The following is a 21112-nucleotide window of genomic DNA, read 5'->3' as shown; positions in this document are numbered from 1 at the left end:
TTAGCAATTTGCCCTCTGCCGCAGCTAGAGGCAGTGGCCTAAACCGAGTTGCAGCGGGCGCATGTGGTCTGATCACAGCATCATCTGTGGCGAGCCCACCCGAGGTTATACAGCCGTGCTGCGCGGGCTTAGCGTCACCCAGTACCGCGTTCGTGCCTGCACTTGCAGCCCCAGTGTCGAAGCCAGCAGGCTGAGGATCCGGTCGGTATCGTCCAGGCGGAAACTGCCCGTCACCCGCAACGCTTCCAGGCGTGGGTCCCAGCGTAATACGCCGGGACGATAGCGTTCCAACTCGCGCAAAAAATCCCCCAGCGCCTGGTTCTGCGCGGTCAGCACGCCGTCGCGCCAGTCCAGTTGCAGCCGATCAAACGGCACCCAGGCGCCAAGCCCGCTGGCGGTCAGGGAGGCTTGCTGGCCGCTCTGCAACGTCGTCAGCTGCCCATTCATATCGCGCACCTGCACCGTGCCCTCCCGCACCGACACCCGGCAGCCGGACGCCAATTGCCGTACGCACACATCGGCCTGGCTGACGCTTAACTCGCCGTAACGGGTGCGCACAGACATCGGCGCAGCGCCGGGCACCGTCAGCGCCAATTCACCCTCAACCAGGGTGATGCGCCGCTGCGCCCAGTCGATATCCACCGCAGTGGCCGTGTTGAGTTGCAGGCTGCTGCCATCGGCCAGCGGCAGCCGTTTGCGCTCACCGGTCGCCGTGTGCAAATCAGCTCGCCACGTCTGAATGGGCAACTGACGGCCAATCAACAGCACCGTCGGCACCAGCACCGCCACACCCAAGGCACGCTTGAGGATTGCCCGTCGCCCGGGCTGTGGGCGGTCGAGGCTGGCCATGGCCAGGGCGTGCGGCACGTCGCTGAAACGCTGGCGCAGGGATTGGGCTTTTTGCCAGGTCTGTTCGTGTTGCGGATGGCTGTCGCGCCACTGCTGCAAGTTGGCGTGATCACGCTCGGTGGCGGCGCCCGACTCCAGCAACGCCAGCCATTGCGCCGCCGCGCGGGCAATGTCGCGGCTCACAGCTCCACCAGCAAACAATGCTCGTAAGCCTCAGCCATGTAGCGTTTCACCGTGCGTTCAGAAACCTCAAGACGCTCGGCAATCTCGCGATAACCCAAGCCTTCCAGCTGGCTCAAGAGAAACGCGCGGCGCACCCGCACCGGCAAACCATCCAGCAATTCGTCCAGCGCGTGCAGCGTTTCCAGCACCAGCCAGCGCTGTTCGGGTGACGGCACGCACGCATCGGGCAAGTTGGCCAGGGCATTCAGATACGCCTGTTCGAGGCTGCGCCGCTGATGAAAGTTGACCAGCAAACGCTTGCCGACAGTCACCAGATACGCACGCGGCTCCTGCAGATGCGCGATCGGCTGCGCACTCGACAGCACCCGCAGGAACGTGTCCTGGCTCAGGTCCGCCGCATCCCAGGCATTGCCCAGGCGCCGACGCAGCCAGCTTTCCAGCCAACTGCGATGGTCGCGGTACAAGCTCGACAGCGTCAGTTCCGGGCCGTGGGTCGGGGCAACAGCATCATTCATGGCAAGCAACCTGCGCGGCGCGACTGAGTCTCAAATGAGATTCATTCTATTTAATATCGCGCCTACGTACCATGCCCATTTCAACATTCCGTTTAGAGCATCGCCGCCTTCTGGCGCAGCATGTCGATAAACAGCCCCAACTCGCGGCTGACCCCTTCGCCTTTGCGCAACAACAGGCCAAAAGGGGCCAGCCGCACGTCCAGCGCCACCGGCAATGCCACCACCAGGCCCATTTTCAAGTAGTCCCGCAGGGCGCTTTCCGAGAGCACCATCACCGCGTCGGTGAGCTGGATCAGTTGCTGCATCGAATAAATCGAACTGCATTCGATGATGTCCGCCGGGCTCGGCAGCGCCAGGTCTTGCAGGGCCTCGTCGAAACCGATCCGCGCCGGGCTGGTTTGCGGTTGCAGGATCCACGGCCAGTCGCTCACCAACTCTGCCAGCTCCAGCCGCTCGCGCTGAGCCAGAGGATGACCGGCGTGCACCACCACCAGCATGCGTTCGTTGCCCAACGGCTCGAAGGTGTAATGCTCGCTGTCGGTGGCGGCATTGCGTCGGGTAATGCCCAGGTCGATGCGGCCCTGTTCGAGCAACTGGATCACCTGGTCGCTGGTGTCACCCATGATGCGGATACGCAATTGCGGGTAGAGGCTCTTCATCTGCGCGATGCAGTTCATGACCAGGTCCGGCGCCGCGCCCATGATCGTGCCGATCGACAGGTAGCCATAACCGCCCTGCTGACGCGCCATCAAGTCTTCGGCGCAGCGGTCCAGCCCGCTCAGGGCTGACTCGGCAAAACGGATCAGCTCCTGGCCCAGCGCTGTAGGCCGCATGCCACGGGGCAAACGCTCGAACAGGTCGCAGGCAAACATGTCCTCGATCTCACGCAACATGCGCGTGGCCGCCGGTTGCGACATGTTCAAAGCTTGAGAGGCACGGTGCAGGTTTTGGCTGGAACTCAACGCCACCAGCATGTGCAGGTGCTTGTAGCGCAGCCGGTTGAACAGGCTTCGAGAGACGAGCGGATGACTCATACAGTTCCTTGTTATCGATACCCTGAGGTTATCGCTTGTAAGCGAGATTCGATTTGTAGCGTATCTCTCGCCCGCCGTACAGTCCGGCCCATAAGAACAAAACATCGGACGCCATTATGAAAACCCTGCCTGCGCCCCTGCTCGCCAAAATTTCCTGGCGGCTGCTGCCCTTCCTGCTGTTGATGTACATCATGGCCTTTCTCGACCGCGCCAACGTCGGGTTCGCCAAACAAGCCTTCCAGGCCGATACCGGCTTGAGCGATGCCGCGTTCGCCTTCGGCGCCGGGGTGTTTTTCGTCGGCTACGCGCTGCTGGAAGTGCCGAGCAACCTGATCCTGCACCGCGTCGGCGCCCGCCTGTGGATGTGCCGGATCATGGTCAGTTGGGGCCTGGTGTCGGCGGCGATGGTGTTCGCCCACAACGAAACCAGCTTTTATGTCCTGCGCTTTCTGCTCGGCGTGGCCGAAGCGGGCTTCTTCCCCGGCGTCATTCTTTACCTCACTTACTGGTTCCCCCAAGCCGTGCGCGGCAAGGCCATGGGTTTCTTCTACTTTGGTGCGCCGCTGGCGTTCATCTTCGGCAGCCCGCTGTCCGGGTTGTTGTTGGAGATGGATGGCTTCGGCGGGGTTCACGGCTGGCAATGGCTGTTCGCGGTGGAGGGCTTGATGGCCACCGCTGTGGGCATCTGGGCCTATTGGTACCTGGATAATCGCCCCGCCGATGCCAAGTGGTTGACCGTGGATGAGCGCGAGCAAATCCAGGCGCTGCTCGATACCGAAGACAGCCACAAAACCTCTCACGGCCGCAGCCTGCTGAACGTGCTGTGCCAACCGTCAGTGCTGTATTTGTGCCTGGTGTATCTGCTGATCCAGGCCAGCGTGTACGGCGTGGTGTTTTACCTGCCAACTCAGGTCGGTGGGCTGCTCGGCACCAAGGTCGGGCTGATGGTCGGGCTGGTGTCGGCCATTCCATGGGGCTGCGCGCTGTTTGCCGCCTGGTGGATTCCCGCCTACTCCGACCGCACCGGCGACCGCCGCCGCACCGCCAGCCTGACGCTGTTAATGGCCGCTGCCGGTATCGCCTGTTCGGTGACCTTTGCCAACCCGCTGCTGGGCATGCTTGCCCTGTGTTTCGCGGCCTCGGGTTTCATCGCCGTGCAACCGGTGTTCTGGACGTTCCCCTCCAGCTACCTGGCCGGCAGCGCGGCTGCCGCCGGCATCGCGTTGATCAATTCCTTTGGCGCCCTCGGCGGGTTTATTGCGCCCGTGATCAAGCACTGGGCCGAAAGCGCTTTCCACTCCCCGGCGGCCGGTCTCTACCTGCTGTCCGCCACCACGGTCCTGGCGGCATTGCTGGTACTGGGCATCCATTCACCCGGCCATAAGGCGTCGAACACGCCGGCCACTGTTTAACTCCAGGAGTCACACCATGGGTCACCTCACTATCAAACACGTGCGCGCCTTTGTACTGCGCGGCGGCGGCGCGGATTACCACGACCAGGCCGACGGCCACTGGATCGACGACCACATCAGCACGCCCATGAGCAAATACCCCGAATACCGCCAGAGCCGCCGCAGTTTCGGCATCAACGTGCTCGGTACGCTGGTGGTGGAAATTGAAGCCAGCGACGGCACTGTCGGCTTTGCCGTGACCACTGGCGGTGAACCGGCGGCCTATATCGTCGAGAAACACCTGGCGCGTTTTATCGAGGGCGCCCGCGTCACCGATATCGAAAAGATCTGGGACCAGATGTACCAGTCCACCCTTTATTACGGCCGCAAGGGTTTGGTGATCAATACGATCTCCGGTGTCGACCTGGCCTTGTGGGACTTGCTCGGCAAAATCCGCCGGGAACCGGTGCACCAATTGCTCGGCGGTGCGGTGCGTGACGAGCTGCAGTTCTACGCCACCGGCGCGCGCCCCGACCTCGCGCAGAAGATGGGTTTCATCGGCGGCAAAATGCCCCTGCACCACGGCCCCAGCGAAGGCGAAGAAGGCCTGCGCAAAAACCTCGAAGCCCTGGCGACCATGCGCGAACGGGTCGGCCCGGATTTCTGGCTGATGCTCGATTGCTGGATGAGCCTGGACCTGAACTACGCGACCAAACTGGCGATGGGTGCCCATGAATACGGGCTGAAATGGATCGAAGAAGCCTTGTCCCCGGACGACTACTGGGGCTACGCCGCCCTGCGCAACAACGTGCCCAAGGGCATGCTGGTCACCACTGGCGAACACGAAGCCACGCGCTGGGGCTTTCGCATGCTGCTGGAGATGGGCTGCTGCGACATTATCCAGCCCGACGTCGGCTGGTGCGGCGGCCTCACCGAACTGGTGAAAATCTCCGCCCTGGCCGATGCCCACAACGCGATAGTCGTGCCCCACGGCTCGTCGGTCTACAGCTACCACTTTGTTGCCACACGCCATAACAGCCCGTTCGCCGAATTCCTGATGATGGCGCCCAAGGCCGACGAAGTGGTGCCCATGTTCCATCCGCAACTGCTCGGCGAACCGGTACCGGTGAATGGCCGCATGCGCCTGTCAGTACTCGACAAGCCCGGTTTCGGCGTTGACCTGAACCCGGATTGCCAACTGCACCGTCCGTACAACCGCTGAGGAAGACTGCCATGAACATGCCCCGCAACGGCTTCAAGGCCGCCCTCGCCGAGGGCGCCACGCAATATGGCATCTGGGCCGGTTTCGCCACCGCCTATGCGGCCGAAATCGTCGCCAGCACCGGCTATGACTGGATGCTCATCGATGGCGAGCACGCGCCCAATACCGTTCCCAGCGTACTCAACCAATTGCAGGCAGTGGCGCCCTACTCCACAGCACCCGTGGTACGTGCGGTAAGTGGCGACGCCAACCTGATCAAACAATTGCTGGATGTCGGCGCCCAGACCCTGATGATCCCCATGGTCGAAACCGCTGAACAAGCCCAGGCCCTGGTGCGCGCCATGCGTTACCCGCCCCACGGCATTCGTGGCGTCGGCGGTGGTTTAACCCGCGCCACGCGCTGGGACGGCGTGGCGGATTACCTGCAAACCGCCCATGAGCAGCTGTGCCTGATCGTGCAAGTGGAGTCGCGTCTGGGCGTGGAAAACGTCGCGGCGATCGCCGCCGTGGAGGGCGTGGACGCGGTGTTTATCGGCCCGGCCGACCTGTCCATCGGCCTCGGTCATGCGGGTAATCCTGGCCACCCCGAGGTCCAGCAACGCATCAAGCACGCCGTGGACGCCACCCTTGCCGCCGGCAAGGTCAGCGGCATCCTGGCGCCCAACGAAGAAGACGCGCGCCGCTACCAGGCCTGGGGTTGCCGCTTTATCGCGGTGGCCATCGACATCAGCCTGCTGCGCCAAAGCGCAGTGGCAACACTCGCCCGTTATCGCCCGGCCGCCGACGCGAAAGCGCCGTCGCGCACTTACTGAGGAACCTGCCCATGTCATCCGTTCCCGTTTACCAGAACTTTATCAACGGCCGTTTCGTCGCCAGCCAGGCACACATTGACGTGCTCAACCCGGCCACCGGCGCGCTGCTGTCGAAGGTGCCGGCCTCCACCGCTGCCGACGTCGACCAGGCACTCGCCGCCGCTCGCCATGCGCAAAAAGACTGGGCGCGCAAACCCGCCATCGAACGCGCCGGCCACTTGCGGCGCATCGCTGCCAGGCTGCGCGAAAACGTCGCCCACCTGGCACGCACCATCACCCTGGAACAGGGCAAGGTCAGTGGCCTGGCGGAGGTCGAAGTCAACTTCACCGCCGACTACCTAGACTACATGGCCGAATGGGCGCGGCGTATCGAAGGCGAGATCATCACCAGCGACCGCCAGAACGAAAATATCTTCCTGTTCCGCAAGCCGCTGGGCGTGGTGGCCGGCATCCTGCCGTGGAATTTTCCGTTCTTCCTGATCGCGCGCAAGATGGCCCCGGCGCTGCTCACCGGCAATACCATCGTGATCAAGCCCAGCGAAGAAACCCCGAATAACTGCTTCGAATTCGCCAAACTCGTGGCCGAGACCGACCTGCCCGCAGGCGTGTTCAACGTGGTGTGCGGCGACGGCCAGGTCGGCGGTGCACTCACTGCGCACAAAGGCGTGGACATGATCAGCTTCACCGGCAGCGTGGCCACCGGTTCGCGAATCATGACCGCCGCCGCACCGAATATCACCAAGCTCAACCTGGAGCTGGGCGGCAAGGCGCCGGCCATCGTGCTGGCTGACGCCGACCTCGACCTGGCGGTGAAAGCCATCCGCGATTCGCGCATCATCAATACCGGCCAAGTGTGCAACTGCGCCGAGCGCGTGTACGTGGAGCGCAAGGTCGCCGACCAGTTTATCGAGCGCATCAGCGCCGCGATGTCGGCCACGCGCTTCGGCGACCCGATCGCTCAGGCTGATGTGGAGATGGGCCCGCTGATCAACCGCCAGGGCCTGGACAGCGTCAACCGCAAAGTGCGCACGGCATTGAGCCAGGGCGCCACCCTGGTCAGCGGCGGGCAGATTGCCGACCTGGGCGCGGGCTTTCACTTCCAGCCAACCGTGTTGGCTGGCTGCCGCGCCGACATGGAGATCATGCGCGAAGAGATTTTCGGCCCGGTACTGCCAATCCAGATTGTCGATGACTTGGACGAAGCCATCGCCATGGCCAATGACTGCGACTACGGCCTGACCTCATCGATCTATACCCGCGACCTGGGCAAGGCGATGCATGCGGTGCGCGAGATTGATTTTGGCGAAACCTACGTCAACCGCGAGAACTTCGAAGCCATGCAAGGCTTCCATGCCGGTGTGCGTAAATCCGGCGTGGGCGGTGCTGACGGCAAACACGGCCTGTACGAATACACCCATACGCACGTGGTGTACCTGCAGAGCTGAGGTGGTGAAACCTGGCCCGGCGCGGTAGCGTGCGGGCCTTCCCCAGAATGCTACAGATAAGGACTGCGCCATGCCCCTGCCCCCTTACAGCGGCCCGATCATCGACAGCCATCTGCACCTGTTTGACCCGCGTCGCGCTCAAGGCATTCCCTGGCCGGAGCCGGGTAACCGCCTGTACGCCGCGCATTTGCCAGCGCATTACTGGGCGGTGGCAAGCGAACACAACGTGGTCGGCGCCATCGCCGTGGAAGCCAGCCCGTGGCGTGACGACAATCACTGGCTGCTCGATACCCTGCGCAGCGACCCGCGCATGCTGGGGTTTGTCGGCAACCTGGACCCACGTGAAGCGTCTTTCGCTGCCGACCTCGATGCACTGGCCCATGAGCCGCTGTTTCTTGGCCTGCGCTACGGCAACCTGTGGGGCCGCGACCTGCTGCTGGACCAGACCCGCCCGGGATTTATCGACGGGTTGCGCCAGCTGGCCGCCTGCGGACGCAGCCTGGACAGTGCCAACCCGAACCCGCGCCTGATCAAGGGCCTGTTGCACGTGAGCGACGCGCTGCCGCAACTGCGCATTGTCGTCGACCACCTGCCGAACGCCCAGGTGCCGACCGGCGAAGAAAACGCCTACCACGCCGACCTGTTGCGCCTGGCCGAACGGCCGAATGTGTTCGCCAAACTGGCAGAAATTCCCCAGCTCGGGCCGCATGGCTTGATCACCGACACCGCGTTCTACAACGACCGACTGGCGGTGTTGTGGGAGGCCTTTGGCGAGGACCGTTGTTTTTTTGGCAGTGACTGGCCCAACAGCGATCACTTGGCGGATTTCGCCACCACGCAGGCGTTAGTAAAAAACTGCATGGCAGACAAATCCGAAGCGGCGCAGGCCAAGTTCTTTTTGCATAACGCGGTGCGCATCTACACGCCTGCGCCGTCCCATGGAGAACTGTGATGCAAACCCGTGCCTTTCGCATGAACCTTAACCCGGGCCAGGCCGACGAATACCGTCGACGCCACGATGAGCTCTGGCCAGACCTGGCCCAGGTGCTGCTGCAGGCGGGCGTGGTGGACTATCGGATTTTTCTCGATGAAGCCGCCAACGCGCTGTTTGCGGTGCTGACCCACGAAGACGCCCATGGCCTGGACGAACTGCCCGGCACCGCGCTGATGCAACGCTGGTGGACCTACATGCAGGACATCATGCCCAGCCACGCGGATGCCTCGCCGATCAGCGTTGACCTGCTGCCCATGTTCCACCTGACGCGCCCCTGAACCGACTGGCTCACAACAACAATAAAAAGGATTCAACCACGTGGAAATCATTCTCTTCGGTGTGGTTCTGCACTTTATCGGCGGCTTCGCTTCCGGCAGTTTCTACATCCCCTACAAGAAGGTCCGCGGCTGGGCCTGGGAAAGTTATTGGATCACCGGCGGCCTGGTGTCCTGGCTGATCGTGCCGCTGATTGCCGCGCAGCTCACTGTGCCGGGCTGGGTGGAAATCCTGCGCACGGCCGACACCGGCACCCTGCTGTGGACCTATCTGTTTGGGGTGTTATGGGGCATCGGCGGGCTGACCTTCGGCCTGACCATGCGCTACCTCGGTTTGTCCCTGGGCATGTCGCTGATCATGGGCCTGACCTCGGCCCTCGGCGCCTTGATGCCAGCGTTGTACCGCGACCTGTTCACCACTGAAACCGAGGGCACTCTGACCTCGATGCTGGCCTCACAGGGCGGGCATTGGGTGCTGTGGGGCGTGGCCGTTTCGTTGATCGGCATCGCGGTGTGTGGCAAGGCCGGGCTGATCAAGGAACGCGAAGTGTCCCAGGCGGTGAAGCTCGCCAGTGTCAGCGAGTTTTCGCTGGGCAAGGGCATGCTGGTGGCGGTGATTTCGGGGATACTGAGCGCCTGCTTCAGCTACGGTATTTCCGCTGGCCGGCCACTCGCCGCCGCCGCGGTGGAGCACGGCGCCAACAGCCTGTTCCAGAACAACGTGACCTTCATGGTGATCATGTGGGGCGGTTTGACCACCAACGGGATCTGGTGCCTGTGGCTCAACTGGCGCAACCGCACCTTCTCCAACTACACCGACCGCAGCACCCCGCTGCTGAGCAATTACCTGCTGGTGGCCATCGCCGGGACCCTGTGGTTCCTGCAGTTTTTCTTCTATGGCATGGGCGAAAGCCGCCTGCAGAACGACGCCAGTTCATGGGTGCTGCACATGTCGTTCATCATCATCGTGTCCAACTGCTGGGGCCTGTATTTCCGCGAATGGCAAGGCACCAGCGCGACCAACAAGGGCGTATTGGTGGCGGGCATCGCGGTGATCCTCGGCGCCATCGCCATGGTCGGTTACGGCAATTACCTCGGCTGAACCTCTCATTTTCCCAGGAGACTTTTTATGTTGCTTGCAGACAAAACGGTGATCATCACCGGCGCCTCCCGTGGCATCGGCCGCGCCGCCGCCCGTGAATGTGCGCGTCAGGGCGCTCGCGTGGTGATCGGCCACAGCGGCAGCGGCCAGGGCACCGAGGCGGCGTACTCGTTGATTGAAGAGATCAAGGCGTTCGGCGGCCAGGCCATTGAAGTCGGTGGCGACGCCGCCGACCCGGACACCGGCGACGCGCTCGTTGCCGGCGCAGTCAAAGCCTTCGGCAGCGTCGATGTGTTCGTCAACAACGCCGGGATCTGCCCGTTCCACTCGTTCCTCGACATGCCGCGCGAGGTCTACCTGAAGACCGTCAACACCAACCTCAACGGCGCCTACTTCGCCGTGCAGGCGGCGGCCAACCAGATGAAAAACCAGGGCCGTGGCGGTGCGATCATCGCCGTCAGTTCCATCAGTGCGCTGGTGGGCGGCGGCATGCAAACCCACTACACGCCGACCAAGGCCGGGCTGCATTCGTTGATGCAATCCTGCGCGATTGCGTTGGGGCCCTATGGCATTCGCTGCAACTCGGTGTTGCCGGGCACCATCGCCACCGACATCAACAAGGAAGATTTGGCCGATGAAGAAAAGCTCGCCTATATGACCTCGCGCACGCCGCTGGGTCGTTTGGGCGAACCGGATGACGTGGCCGGGCCGATTGTGTTCCTGGCCTCCGACATGGCGCGCTATGTGACCGGCGCGTCGTTGCTGGTGGATGGCGGGTTGTTCGTTAACCTGCAGTAAACACCACCCCCTAACAAACACCACAGTTCCAATGTGGGAGCGGGCTTGCCCGCGATAGCGACAGATCAGTCACCGATGCACTGGCTGATCCACCGCTATCGCGGGCAAGCCCAGCTCCCACAGGGACCGCGCACGCCTGAAATTTGAGTTTCACCCCATAAAAACAACAATACCCAGGAGCATCCCATGCGTACCACCCTCCCCCTGGCCCTGCTGTGCAGCGCCATGTCGACCTGTGCCTTCAGCGCCGGTTTGCTGGACCCCAATTCCCCCGCCATGCTCGGCGACTGGAACGGCCTGCGCCCGCAATTGGCCGAGCAAGGCTACGATTTCACCTTGAAGTACGTCGGCGAAGTCGGCTCCAACCTCGGCGGTGGCTACAACTCCCACACCACCGCGCGCTGGAGCGATCAGTTGATCCTCGGCGTAAACATGGACCTGCAAAAACTCCTCGGCTGGCAGGACGCGACCTTTCGCATCGGCATCGGCGAGCGCCACGGCAAGGACATCACTAACGACCGCGTGCATCAACCCAACGCCACCGGCCTGACCTCGACCATGGAAGTGTTCGGCGGCGGCAATGCCTGGCGGCTATCTCAGTTGTGGTACGAGCAGAAATTCTTCGATCGCAAATTTGCCCTCAAACTCGGGCGCTTCGGCCACGGCGAAGACTTCGACCAATTCCCCTGCGAATTCCAGAACGTCACCCTGTGCGGTTCTCAGGAAGGCAACTGGAACGGCGTGTGGAACAGCTTTCCCATCAGCCAGTGGGCAGTGCGCGCCAAGTACCAGTTCACCGATGAGTTGGCGGTGCAGGTCGGCGCCTACGACAAGAACCCCGGCAACGCCGAAGCCAGCAATGGCTTCAAACCGTTTATCAGCGGCTCCCAAGGCACCAGTTTCCCCATCGAAGCTATCTGGAAAGGCCAGATCGCTGGCCTCAGCGCCGAGTACCACGCCGGTTATTACTACGCCAACGCTGACGCCAAGGACAACCTCAAGGATGCAGACGGCAACTTCGCCGCCAGCTCCGGCAAGCCCTACAAGCTGTATTCCAGCAACGATGGCTGGTGGCTGTCGGGTCAGCAGCAACTGACAACGGTCGACGGCAACGCCAAACGCGGGCTCAACGCGTTCGCCAACCTGACCATGAATGACCCGGACAAAAGCGTGATCAAAAGCCTGGTCCAGGTCGGCCTGATCTACCGTGGCCCGTTCGATTCACGCCCTGACGACACGGTGGGTATTGGCGCCTCGAAGTTGCAGGTCAGCGACCGCTACACCCGCAATACACAGATGCTCAACGCAGCCAACGGCGTCACCGATATTGATGACCCGCTGTACGTGCCCGAACAACGCCGCGAATACAGCTACGAGATCAACTACGGCTTCCAGGCAACAAAATGGCTGATGGTGCGCCCCAACCTGCAATACGTGAAATACCCCGGCGGGCTCACGCAAACCACCGGCGCAGTGGTTGGCGGTGTGCAGTTTATTGCCGACTTCTAGTCTTTCTCGCCATCAAACACCTGCCCGCGCCCCACCACGCTGGCAGGCTTGAGCAGCGCACCCGGCGCCAATACCGCATTGGCGCCGATACGGCACTGATCGCCCAACAAGGCACCAAACTTGTCGCAGCCGGTGCGCTGCACATGCCCGTCAACCCGTACCCGCACTTCCTTGTCGTCGCGCTCATTGCGGTAGTTGGCGACGATGCTCCCCGCCTCCAGGTTAATCCCGTGGCCCAGTACCGAATCGCCGACGAAATTGAAGTGCGCCAGCTTGCTGCCGCTGAACACGAAGGACGTTTTCAGTTCAGCGCCGGGGCCAATGATGCAGTGTGCATCCAGCCAGCACCCGCCGCGCAACAGTGAGCCGCTGGCGATAAAGCAATGGGCGCCGATGATCAGCGGCCCTTTAAGCAAGGCGCCGGGCTCGACGGTGGCGGTACGGTGCACGGCGACGTCATCTTCAATGCGGTAATCCTCCACCGACAATTCGGCCAGCAACTGCCGGACGATGGCGGGCGCCTGGGAGACCATCGCCCAGGGCGTCAAGTCAGTCCAGGGCGCCAGGGCAGAGTGTGAAAAGTGCGCGATGTAATCGGTGATTCGGATCAACGTCGAACCCTCCAGCAGTCAGAGAAGTTCGAAAACCTACCATGCCCACGGGGAAAAACGCATCTTTACTATTTGTCTTGTTGTGGATATTTTATCCACAAATACCCATGAGGTCCGTCCCATGCAATTGCCGACTTACCCCGATGTCATCGCTGCCGCCCTGCGCCTGGAAGGCTTCGCCCACCAGACGCCGGTATTTACTTCACGCACCCTGAATGCCGAGACCGGTGCCGAGGTGTTTATCAAATGCGAAAACCTGCAACGCACCGGTTCCTTCAAGTTTCGCGGTGCGTTCAACGCGCTTTCGCGTTTCGATGAACAGCAGCGCAAGGGCGGCGTGGTGGCATTTTCGTCTGGCAACCACGCGCAGGGCATCGCGCTGGCGGCAAGCTTGCTGGGCATGCCGGCAACCATCGTCATGCCCGCCGATGCGCCGGCGTCCAAGGTCACGGCCACCCGTGGCTACGGTGCCAGCGTGGTGTTGTATGACCGCTTCACCGAGGACCGCGAGCAGATCGGCCGCACGCTGGCGGTTGAACACGGCATGACCTTGATCCCGCCTTACGACCACCCGCACATCCTTGCCGGCCAGGGCACGGCGGCCAAAGAGCTGCTCGAATTCACCGGGCCACTGGACGCACTGTTTGTGGGCCTGGGCGGTGGCGGCATGCTCTCGGGCACGGCATTGTCGACCCGTGCGCTGTCACCCGATTGCCAATTGTTCGGCGTGGAGCCCGAAGCCGGAAATGACGGCCAACGCTCGTTGCGCAGTGGCAGCATCGTGCATATCGACACCCCGGCGACCATCGCCGACGGCGCACAGACCCAACACCTGGGCAACTACACATTTCCCATCATCCGTGACCTGGTGAACGACATTCTCACGGTGTCGGACGCCGAACTGGTGGCCTCGATGAAGTTCTTCATGCAACGCATGAAAATGGTCGTGGAGCCCACCGGCTGCCTCGGCCTGGCGGCATTGCGCGGCATGGGCGATCAATTCAGGGGCCAGCGTGTGGGGGTCATCGTGACCGGCGGCAACGTGGACTTTCAGAACTTCGCCACGCTGATCCAGGAGGCGTCATGAAGATCATCAACACGCCCACCGCATCGACACCTGCCGGGCACTATGCGCAGGCCGTCAGCCATGGCGACACCTTGTACATCTCCGGGCAATTACCGGTCAGCCCGGATGGGCGGCACAACCTGTCGGCCTCGTTTGCCGAACAAGTGCAGCTGGCGCTGGCGAATGTGCTGGCGATTCTGAAGGCTTCGGGCGGCTCACCCGAGGACCTGGTGAAAGTCACCGTGTACGTGGTGGGCGTCGAACACTGGCCGCAGTTCGACCAGGTTTATGCCGCCGCGCTCGGCGAGCACCGCCCCGCGCGTGCGGTGGTGCCGGTGCCTGAGTTGCATCACGGCTACCTGGTCGAGATCGAAGCCGTGGCGCGTTACTTGGCGTAGGTGTAAACCGCCGCGCGCGACACGCCGAGGTGCGAAGCCACGGTTTCCATGGCCCGGCGAATGTCCATGCAGCCGGAGTCTTTGAGTTCTTGCATCAACACACGGCGGTCCGCGGTCTTGAGCGCACGCGGGGTCGTCGCCAGCCGCGCGGCGAACTTGTCGATACGCGCACGAATCGCGTCGGCGCCCGACGGGTCGAGGGAGTCATTCGGGTTGTCGCCGCTGAGCGAACCGAACTGTTCCAGCATGCCTTGCAAGCCACGGAACAGCGAAAGATCGACGTTCATGCACAGGGCGGCGACGTATTCGCCGCTGGCGCCCTTGATGCCGATGGACGTGCTTTTGACCTGGCGACCATCGCTGAACTGGTTCTGGTAATTGGCGATGACCTGGTCGTACTCCGGGTCGGCGATGCGTGCCAGGCCCAGCGCCGTGGCCGGATCACCCGGCTGACGCCCGGAGAGGTTGTTGTGGATTGCCAGAATCGCGTGCTGCGGGTCGCGCAGGTCATGCAGCACCACTTCGCAGAACGGGCTGAAGGTTTTGCTCAAGCCTTCGGCGATCTGCTCTAGCTGGGAGATCAGGTGGGTGTCTTGGGTCGAGGTCTTTTTCATGCGAGACAACATATCCAGTCATGGACAGGGCGTCAATTTGCGGGTGTGCGGTTGGGTTGGGTACATATCCGTTGTTTGGGTGATGGCTGAAATTGGTTCCGCTCTGTGGGGGCTGATTTTTGTGGGAGCTGGCTTGCCTGCGATGGCATCTACTGGGTCTGCCTGATGTACCGAGGTGTTTGCATCGCAGGCAAGCCAGCTCCCACAGTGGATCTCCATTTAATCAGGAAGACCGCAATCTGCCTCAAAAAACAGCGCCTTTGATTCAACCACCCAGGTCGGCTACTAGGCCGCCGTGCTGTAGATTTTGATCTTGATCTGAGGCGCCCGTTAACCACGCTGGCCGCAGTCCTCAAGCATCCTGCAAAATCAAATCCGCGCCCTTCTCAGCCACCATCAACACCGCCGCATGAGTATTACCCGACGTCACATTCGGAAAAATCGACGCATCAACAATCCGCAACCCGTGCAACCCGTGCACCTTCAAATGCTTATCCACCACCGACACCAAAGGGTCCGACCCCATAGCGCAAGAACCGCACAAGTGATAAATCGACCCACTGTTCTCGCGGAAGTATTGCAGCATCTGCTCATCCGTCTGCACCGCAGCCCCCGGCAAAACCTCAGCCACGGTAATCCCCCTGAGCGCCGGCGCCTGCATGATCTTGCGCATCAAACGACTCCCCTGAATCACCTCGTCAATGTCCTTCTGAGTACTCAGATAATTAGGATCAATCAACGCCGCATCACGCGGGTTTTTCGAGGCGATGCGGATGGTGCCCCGACTGGTCGGCCGACACGGGTTAAAGCACAGCAAAAAGCCGGAATACGGCTCAGGCTTAAGGCTGGCCTTGTTGTTTTTCGGAATCTGATACGACAACGGGTTGAAGTACAACTGCAGGTTCGGGTCCGCCTGATCGTCATTACCCCGAAAGAAACCACCGGCCTGGTTGACGCTCATCGCCAGCGCACCCTTGCGGGTAAACAGGTATTTGAGGCCGAGCTTGAGCTGGCCAAACAGCGAACTCAACTCGTCATTCAGCGTCGGAATATTGGCCTTGTAGTAATAGCTGGCACACAGATGATCCTGCAAATTCTCGCCCACCGCCGGCAGGTGCTTGACGAGCGCAATATTGTGCTCGGCCAGCAATTGCTGATCAGCCACACCGGACAGTTGCAGGATCTTCGGCGTGTCCACCGCCCCGGCGCAGAGAATCACCTCCTTGCGCGCACTGAACGTGCGGCTCACACCGTGCTGGGTCACAATAATGCCGGTGGCGCGCTGCGCGTCGTCGAACAGCACGCGGTCGACCAGGGCATGCAACTCCACCGTCAGGTTCGAGCGGCCAAGCGCCGGATGCAGGTGCGCAAAGCTGCTGGAGCTGCGCTCGCCATTGCGGGTGTTGACGTCATAGAGGCCCGCGCCTTCGAAGTTCGGGCCGTTGAAGTCGTCGCTTTGCGCATACCCCAACTGCTCGCACCCCTTGAGGAACACATCGCAGATCGGGTGGGTCTGGCCCTTCATCGGCGTGATGCTGATGGGGCCGCTGCCGCCGTGGTACTCGGTGTCGCCCAGCGGGTGATTTTCCAGCTTGCGAAAGTACGGCAGCACGTCCGCAAAACTCCAGCCGTCGTTGCCATTGGCCGCCCAGTCATTGAAGTCATGGGCCTGGCCGCGCACGTAGATCATCGCGTTGATCGAGCCCGAACCGCCCTGCACTTTGCCGCGCGGCGCGTAGATTTCACGGCCCGCCAGCTGCTTTTGCGGCTGGCTGTAGTACATCCAGTTGAACCTCGGGTTGTAATACATTTTGGCGAACCCGACCGGGATCTTGAACCACAGGGAACTGTCCTTGCCGCCGGCTTCCAGCAGTAGCACGGAGTATTCGCCCGAGGCGGACAACCGGTTGGCGAGAACGCAGCCAGCGGCGCCGGCACCGGCGATGATGTAGTCGTATGTCATTCACGGTTACCGCATAAGTCGTTTTTTTTAGCCCTTGGCGGGCGAAGTGTCTTTGACGTCAGTCGGGGTCGCGCCCATTTGCAGGTGCAGGCGCTCGCCGGTGTACGGCGTGTGCTTGCGTACCACGTCCATGTTCAGCTCCACGCCCAGGCCCGGCTCGGTGGACGGGATGATGTAGCCGTCCTCCCATTGCAGCGGTTTGGTCAGCACTTCGGAGTGGAAACCGCCCCAGGTCATGATGCTTTCCTGAATCAGGAAGTTCGGCGTGCACGTCGCCAGCTGGAAACTCGCCGCCGCGCCAATCGGCCCGTTGTACAGGTGCGGTGCGATTTGCGCGTAATACGCCTCGGCCATGCTCGCGATCTTTTTGGCTTCGAGCAGCCCGCCGCAGCGCGCCACGTTCATCTGCAAAATCGACGCGCCGCCAGCTTGCAGCAGCTTGAAAAACTCATACTTGGTGGTCAGGCGTTCGCCGGTGGCAATCGGGATCGTGGTCTTGGCCGCGACCTGCGCCATGGCGTCTTCCTGGCCTGGCGGCACGGGTTCCTCGAACCACAGCGGGTCGTATTTCTCCAGGCGCTTGGCCAGGCGAATCGCCGACGACGGCACCATCTGCCCGTGAGTCCCAAACAGCAGGTCGCATTTGTCGCCCACTGCTTCGCGGATCTTGCGGCAGAAGGTTTCGCAGCGCTCCAGCACTTCCAGCGAGATCTGGTGGCCGGAGTACGCGGTGTAAGGCCCTGCCGGGTCGAACTTCACGGCGGTGAAGCCCTTGTTCATGTTCTCGATGGCGCATTCAGCGGCCAGATCCGGGTCGTCGTAGTCGTACTCGCCCTTGCTGTTGACCGGGTACAGGTAGGTGTAGGAGCGCAGGCGCTCATTGACCTTGCCGCCGAGCAATTCGTAGACCGGTTTGTTGGCGGCCTTGCCGATAATGTCCCAGCAGGCCATTTCCAGGCCGCTGACTACGCCCATCATGGTCAGGTCCGGGCGCTGGGTGAAGCCGCTCGAATAGGCCTGGCGGAAGAAGCGTTCGATGTGGTGCGGGTCGTGGTTGAGCAGGTAGCGTTCGAACACGTCTTCGATGATCGGCAGCATGGCCTTGGGTCCGAAGGTGGCGGCGTAGATCTCGCCAACGCCTTCGATGCCGCAGTCGGTCTTGAGCTTGACGAACAGCCAGTACATGCCGCCGATGTGCGGCGGCGGTACGGCAACGATATGGGTTTCAAGGGCGACGATTTTCATCTCAGGCACCTGTCTGGTTGAATTTTTTACGGTTGATTCGAGCGCGCAGCGTCAGCGCCGCGAGGGTGCCAAGCACGCCGATGAAGGCGATGTAGCCGAAATACAGGTTGTAACCGGCCTTGCCGGGATAGGTGTCGGTCAGGTAACCGTTGATCAGCGGGATGAACGTGTCGGGCAGGTAACCCACTACCGAGACAATCCCGATCGCAAGGCCGGTGATGCGCAGCGGGATGTCGCAGCTGTCGAGGATCGCCCAGTACAGGCCGCGAATCGCGTAGGTCATCAGCCCGATAAAAATCACCGTGCCAATCAGCAACCCCAGGCTGTTGAGCGCCGGGAACACGATCAGCCCGACCATCGCCAGGGTCACCAGCACCAGCGCGACAATCAGCACCGAGATGTTCGAAAACTTGTCGCCCAGCCAGCCGCCACCGATGCCACCGATGGGGCGCATCCACAGTTTGATTGTGGTGATGGTGCCAGCCATCACGGCGGTCATGCCGCTGCCTTGCAAATAATCAGAGAAGCTGTAGGTGGCCCAGAACATGTGATAACCGCAGAACACGATGGCAGTGACCAGCCACAGTTCGGGGATTTTCACCAGCGTCGTCAGGTCGGTTACCAGGTTGAACTTGCCCTTCTCCACCGGCGCTGTTTCAGCCATGGATTCCGGATCCTTGAGCAGCACGAGCACGCAGCCGATAGCGATACACACGAACGAATACAGGTAGACCACGTGCTTGAAGCCCTCGGCCGCCGTCTGGCTGCGGGTTTCAGTGGCGTAGGCGAACAAGCCCAGGGCCACGGTGGCCAACAGTGCCTCGACCAAACCGCGACCACCATCGAGGATCCCGAAGAAACGGCCCTGCTCGCTCTGGTGGGCAATCATCTTCACGCGCTTGAGCACCGAGGCCCAGAAGGTCAGCCCGGTGGTCAGGCCCCAGCAACCGAAAATGATCATCAGGCCGGTCATCGACGGCACGGTCGAGTACCAAATCCCCAACGCGCCGGTGGCGACCAGTGAGAAGAAAATCAGGAAGCGTGGCGGCAAGCGATCCGCCAACCAGCCACTGGGCAGGTAGCTGAGCAAAAAAATCGTGCCGAGCATGGAATACAGGTAGCCCAGCTCGCTGTGGTTGATGTGGAACACCTCCAGCATAGTGGTCTGGTAGACCTGGCGCAGGTAGAGGATCGGGTAGATCGCCCCGGCGGCGAGGACCAGCAACATCAACTGGAAGTAGCGACTGGCGGTGTCGCTGTTTGCCGCAGACACGGCAACGGAAACCCGGGCAACGGGTGCAGGCTTGGACATCGTGTGGACCTCAGGCACCCGATGCGCGGGAGCCCTGATAATTGTTTTTATTAAAGGTGCAACGGCTATTCGTGGATCAGTACTTCATGACCACAAGGCGAGTCTGGGTGAATTCAAGCATCCCGTGCTTGCCATCATCACCGCCCAGCCCCGAGCGCTTCCAGCCGGCGTGGAAGCCCTGATACGGGTCTGCCGGGGTGCGATTGACGTACAACTCGCCGGCTTCGATGGCGTTCGCCACTTTCATCGCCGTGCGGTAGTTCTCGGTGTAGAGCACCGACGACAGGCCGAACTGATGGTCGTTGGCCATGGCCAGGGCTTCCTCGATGTCGCGGTACTTGAGCACCGGCAGCACCGGGCCGAAGATTTCTTCCCTGATGATCTCCATGTCCTGGCGGCAGCCACTGAGCAAGGTCGGCGGGTAAAAATGCCCCGGGCCTTCAGGCAGCACGCCGCCTGTTTCCAGTACAGCACCGGCGGCGACAGCGCGCTCGACCATGGCGTGGATATTCTTTTGCGAACTGGCATTGACCAGCGGGCCCATCAGGCTGGGATCATTGGCGCGGTCACCGAACTTCACTGCGCTGATCTTGGTTTTCAGCAGAGCCAAAAATGGGTCATAGACGCTTTCGTGCACATACACCCGCTCAACCGCTGTACACAGTTGCCCGCAGTGGGTGGTCTTGGAGGCGACGATGGCGCTGGCGGCCTGTTCAAGGTCGGCATCGGCTTCGATGATCGCCGGGGTCTTGCCGCCCAGTTCCAGGGACGGCTTGGCGATATTGGCCTTGCAGTAATCCAGCACAATGCGGCCGGCATTCACGCTGCCGGTGAGGGTAATCAGGCCGACCGCCTTGTGGGTACAGACGCTGGCGGCGGTGGCGTGGTTCATGGTCAGGATGTTGATCACACCGGCAGGAATCCCGGCGGTGACCACGGCCCTGGCGATTTCGAACGCCGACAATGGCGTGTTGTTGCTCGGGCGTACGACCACAGTGTTGCCGGCGATCAGCGCAGGGGCGATCTTGCGCAGCAAGGTGTAGACCGGGTAGTTGAACGGGATCAGGCAGGCCACGACGCCGATGGGCTCGCGTTGCAGAAAGAGGTTTTCGTTGGGGGTGTCGCTGGGGATGATTTCGCCTTCGATACGGCGCGCCCATTCGGCGTGGTAGCGGGTGATTTGTGCGGCGTAACGGGCTTCGTTGCTGGCGTCGCTGACGCTTTTCCCCGACTCGCTGGCCAAGGCGGTGCCGATGGTTTCGGCGTGGGTGTCCAGTGCATCAGCGAAGGCGCGCAGGTATTCGGCGCGTTCGATGCTGGTGAGTTTGCCCCAGGTTTTCTGGGCGGCGGCGGCGGCCTCAACGGCGGCAATGGCTTCGTCTGGCGTTGCGGCGCTGACGTGACCGACCAGGGTTTCGGTGGCCGGGTTGTACACGGCGATCAGGGCGTCGCTGGCGGGTTCGGCGAATTGGCCGTTGTAGAAATTGCGCTCGGGTTGCATGTGGTTTGCCCAATGTTGTTGTTTTGCGAGTGACATGCAGTTTTGTCGTTGTTAGGGGGCTGGGCAAACGACTTATTGGGTGGGGTAACTTGAGGAAAACGAAGGTTAGTGGGGGTTTGGGTTCTGCCCTTACGGCGGGCCGGTGTAGGAACTGGCTTTTGTGGGAGCTCAACAGTATGTGGAGGTATTGAAGTCTTACTTGGTCAGAAATGTGGGAGCGGGGGGGGGGGGGGGGGGGGGGGGGGGGGTTGGTTGTGTTTTTTGTTGTGGGGG

Annotated in this window: 20 protein-coding genes; 11 read left to right on the top strand and 9 right to left on the bottom strand. The window is 61.8% G+C overall.

Annotated features, from left to right (window positions below; genetic code table 11):
* Window positions 1–105: 105 nt before the first annotated feature.
* The 3 genes from ACP7A2_RS03740 to ACP7A2_RS03730 all read right to left on the bottom strand — a co-directional run bounded on the left by ACP7A2_RS03740 (window position 106) and on the right by ACP7A2_RS03730 (window position 2581).
* Window positions 106–1032, bottom strand: coding sequence for a FecR domain-containing protein (locus ACP7A2_RS03740; protein WP_426133134.1), 927 nt, complete (start codon window positions 1030–1032; stop codon window positions 106–108).
* Window positions 1029–1547 carry a sigma-70 family RNA polymerase sigma factor gene (locus ACP7A2_RS03735; RefSeq protein WP_426133133.1) on the bottom strand — a complete coding sequence of 173 codons (519 nt, stop codon included), beginning with the start codon at window positions 1545–1547 and terminating at the stop codon, window positions 1029–1031. The genes ACP7A2_RS03740 and ACP7A2_RS03735 overlap by 4 nt, the downstream gene beginning before the upstream one ends.
* Before the next feature lie 92 nt (window positions 1548–1639).
* Window positions 1640–2581, bottom strand: coding sequence for a LysR family transcriptional regulator (locus ACP7A2_RS03730; RefSeq protein WP_426133132.1), 942 nt, complete (start codon window positions 2579–2581; stop codon window positions 1640–1642).
* A gap of 116 nt (window positions 2582–2697) precedes the next feature.
* Between ACP7A2_RS03730 and ACP7A2_RS03725 the strand changes: the two genes are divergently transcribed.
* The 9 genes from ACP7A2_RS03725 (at window position 2698) to ACP7A2_RS03685 (ending at window position 12129) form a co-directional block, all read left to right on the top strand.
* The gene (locus ACP7A2_RS03725) at window positions 2698–3993 is read left to right on the top strand and encodes an MFS transporter (protein WP_426133131.1); all 1296 of its coding nucleotides are present in this window, start codon (window positions 2698–2700) and stop codon (window positions 3991–3993) included.
* A gap of 16 nt (window positions 3994–4009) precedes the next feature.
* On the top strand, window positions 4010–5194 hold the full coding sequence (rhmD, locus tag ACP7A2_RS03720) for an L-rhamnonate dehydratase (protein ID WP_426133130.1): 1185 nt from the start codon (window positions 4010–4012) through the stop codon (window positions 5192–5194).
* An 11-nt stretch (window positions 5195–5205) separates the two neighbouring features.
* The gene (locus tag ACP7A2_RS03715; protein ID WP_426133129.1) at window positions 5206–6006 is read left to right on the top strand and encodes an aldolase/citrate lyase family protein; all 801 of its coding nucleotides are present in this window, start codon (window positions 5206–5208) and stop codon (window positions 6004–6006) included.
* 11 nt (window positions 6007–6017) lie between these two features.
* A complete protein-coding gene (aldA, locus tag ACP7A2_RS03710) occupies window positions 6018–7451 on the top strand; it encodes an aldehyde dehydrogenase (protein WP_426133128.1) in 1434 nt (477 codons plus the stop codon).
* A 70-nt stretch (window positions 7452–7521) separates the two neighbouring features.
* Window positions 7522–8403: an amidohydrolase family protein gene (locus ACP7A2_RS03705; protein WP_426133127.1), complete on the top strand. Its 882-nt coding sequence runs from the start codon at window positions 7522–7524 to the stop codon at window positions 8401–8403.
* Window positions 8403–8723, top strand: a complete 321-nt coding sequence (gene rhaM / locus ACP7A2_RS03700) for an L-rhamnose mutarotase (RefSeq protein WP_426133126.1) — start codon at window positions 8403–8405, stop codon at window positions 8721–8723. Before ACP7A2_RS03705 ends, rhaM begins: the two co-directional genes overlap by 1 nt.
* Before the next feature lie 40 nt (window positions 8724–8763).
* On the top strand, window positions 8764–9822 hold the full coding sequence (gene rhaT, locus ACP7A2_RS03695; RefSeq protein ID WP_426133125.1) for an L-rhamnose/proton symporter RhaT: 1059 nt from the start codon (window positions 8764–8766) through the stop codon (window positions 9820–9822).
* 27 nt (window positions 9823–9849) lie between these two features.
* Window positions 9850–10620 (top strand): SDR family NAD(P)-dependent oxidoreductase, encoded by a 771-nt coding sequence (locus tag ACP7A2_RS03690; RefSeq protein WP_426133124.1) that lies wholly within the window; start codon window positions 9850–9852, stop codon window positions 10618–10620.
* Between the two features lie 186 nt (window positions 10621–10806).
* Window positions 10807–12129, top strand: a complete 1323-nt coding sequence (locus ACP7A2_RS03685; protein ID WP_426133123.1) for a carbohydrate porin — start codon at window positions 10807–10809, stop codon at window positions 12127–12129.
* On the opposite strand, the gene ACP7A2_RS03680 is transcribed toward ACP7A2_RS03685, so the two are convergent.
* Window positions 12126–12740: an LpxA family transferase gene (locus ACP7A2_RS03680; protein WP_426133122.1), complete on the bottom strand. Its 615-nt coding sequence runs from the start codon at window positions 12738–12740 to the stop codon at window positions 12126–12128. The genes ACP7A2_RS03685 and ACP7A2_RS03680 overlap by 4 nt on opposite strands.
* A 121-nt stretch (window positions 12741–12861) precedes the next feature.
* On the opposite strand from ACP7A2_RS03680, the gene ACP7A2_RS03675 reads away from it, so the two are divergent.
* On the top strand, window positions 12862–13827 hold the full coding sequence (locus ACP7A2_RS03675) for a threo-3-hydroxy-L-aspartate ammonia-lyase (RefSeq protein WP_426133121.1): 966 nt from the start codon (window positions 12862–12864) through the stop codon (window positions 13825–13827).
* Window positions 13824–14204 (top strand): RidA family protein, encoded by a 381-nt coding sequence (locus ACP7A2_RS03670; RefSeq protein ID WP_426133120.1) that lies wholly within the window; start codon window positions 13824–13826, stop codon window positions 14202–14204. The genes ACP7A2_RS03675 and ACP7A2_RS03670 overlap by 4 nt, the downstream gene beginning before the upstream one ends.
* On the opposite strand, the gene ACP7A2_RS03665 is transcribed toward ACP7A2_RS03670, so the two are convergent.
* The 5 genes from ACP7A2_RS03665 to aldA (ACP7A2_RS03645) form a co-directional block, all read right to left on the bottom strand.
* A complete protein-coding gene (locus ACP7A2_RS03665) occupies window positions 14192–14818 on the bottom strand; it encodes a helix-turn-helix transcriptional regulator (protein WP_426133119.1) in 627 nt (208 codons plus the stop codon). The genes ACP7A2_RS03670 and ACP7A2_RS03665 overlap by 13 nt on opposite strands.
* Window positions 14819–15170: 352 nt before the next feature.
* Window positions 15171–16781 carry a GMC family oxidoreductase gene (locus tag ACP7A2_RS03660; protein WP_426133118.1) on the bottom strand — a complete coding sequence of 537 codons (1611 nt, stop codon included), beginning with the start codon at window positions 16779–16781 and terminating at the stop codon, window positions 15171–15173.
* A gap of 27 nt (window positions 16782–16808) precedes the next feature.
* Window positions 16809–18026: a mandelate racemase/muconate lactonizing enzyme family protein gene (locus ACP7A2_RS03655; protein ID WP_426133117.1), complete on the bottom strand. Its 1218-nt coding sequence runs from the start codon at window positions 18024–18026 to the stop codon at window positions 16809–16811.
* A gap of 1 nt (window position 18027) precedes the next feature.
* Complete coding sequence (locus ACP7A2_RS03650; RefSeq protein WP_426133116.1) at window positions 18028–19338, bottom strand: MFS transporter; 1311 nt, start codon at window positions 19336–19338, stop codon at window positions 18028–18030.
* A gap of 76 nt (window positions 19339–19414) precedes the next feature.
* The gene (gene aldA, locus ACP7A2_RS03645) at window positions 19415–20839 is read right to left on the bottom strand and encodes an aldehyde dehydrogenase (protein ID WP_426133292.1); all 1425 of its coding nucleotides are present in this window, start codon (window positions 20837–20839) and stop codon (window positions 19415–19417) included.
* Window positions 20840–21112 lie beyond the last annotated feature (273 nt).

The sequence above is a fragment of the Pseudomonas sp. PWP3-1b2 genome, from assembly GCF_049896045.1.
GTDB classification, from domain to species: domain Bacteria; phylum Pseudomonadota; class Gammaproteobacteria; order Pseudomonadales; family Pseudomonadaceae; genus Aquipseudomonas; species Aquipseudomonas antarctica_B.
Note: the sequence above shows the minus strand (reverse complement) of the source record. Positions and strands in the feature narration are given on the sequence as shown.

Excerpts from the sequence above, each read along its gene's own strand:
- ACP7A2_RS03735 (WP_426133133.1), bottom strand. The coding sequence starts at position 1,547 with ATGAATGATGCTGTTGCCCCGACCCACGGCCCGGAACTGACGCTGTCG.
- ACP7A2_RS03730 (WP_426133132.1), bottom strand. The coding sequence starts at position 2,581 with ATGAGTCATCCGCTCGTCTCTCGAAGCCTGTTCAACCGGCTGCGCTAC.
- ACP7A2_RS03725 (WP_426133131.1), top strand. The coding sequence starts at position 2,698 with ATGAAAACCCTGCCTGCGCCCCTGCTCGCCAAAATTTCCTGGCGGCTG.
- rhmD (WP_426133130.1), top strand. The coding sequence starts at position 4,010 with ATGGGTCACCTCACTATCAAACACGTGCGCGCCTTTGTACTGCGCGGC.
- ACP7A2_RS03715 (WP_426133129.1), top strand. The coding sequence starts at position 5,206 with ATGAACATGCCCCGCAACGGCTTCAAGGCCGCCCTCGCCGAGGGCGCC.
- aldA (WP_426133128.1), top strand. The coding sequence starts at position 6,018 with ATGTCATCCGTTCCCGTTTACCAGAACTTTATCAACGGCCGTTTCGTC.
- ACP7A2_RS03705 (WP_426133127.1), top strand. The coding sequence starts at position 7,522 with ATGCCCCTGCCCCCTTACAGCGGCCCGATCATCGACAGCCATCTGCAC.
- rhaM (WP_426133126.1), top strand. The coding sequence starts at position 8,403 with ATGCAAACCCGTGCCTTTCGCATGAACCTTAACCCGGGCCAGGCCGAC.
- ACP7A2_RS03690 (WP_426133124.1), top strand. The coding sequence starts at position 9,850 with ATGTTGCTTGCAGACAAAACGGTGATCATCACCGGCGCCTCCCGTGGC.
- ACP7A2_RS03685 (WP_426133123.1), top strand. The coding sequence starts at position 10,807 with ATGCGTACCACCCTCCCCCTGGCCCTGCTGTGCAGCGCCATGTCGACC.
- ACP7A2_RS03675 (WP_426133121.1), top strand. The coding sequence starts at position 12,862 with ATGCAATTGCCGACTTACCCCGATGTCATCGCTGCCGCCCTGCGCCTG.
- ACP7A2_RS03670 (WP_426133120.1), top strand. The coding sequence starts at position 13,824 with ATGAAGATCATCAACACGCCCACCGCATCGACACCTGCCGGGCACTAT.
- ACP7A2_RS03665 (WP_426133119.1), bottom strand. The coding sequence starts at position 14,818 with ATGAAAAAGACCTCGACCCAAGACACCCACCTGATCTCCCAGCTAGAG.
- ACP7A2_RS03660 (WP_426133118.1), bottom strand. The coding sequence starts at position 16,781 with ATGACATACGACTACATCATCGCCGGTGCCGGCGCCGCTGGCTGCGTT.
- ACP7A2_RS03655 (WP_426133117.1), bottom strand. The coding sequence starts at position 18,026 with ATGAAAATCGTCGCCCTTGAAACCCATATCGTTGCCGTACCGCCGCCG.
- ACP7A2_RS03650 (WP_426133116.1), bottom strand. The coding sequence starts at position 19,338 with ATGTCCAAGCCTGCACCCGTTGCCCGGGTTTCCGTTGCCGTGTCTGCG.
- aldA (WP_426133292.1), bottom strand. The coding sequence starts at position 20,839 with ATGCAACCCGAGCGCAATTTCTACAACGGCCAATTCGCCGAACCCGCC.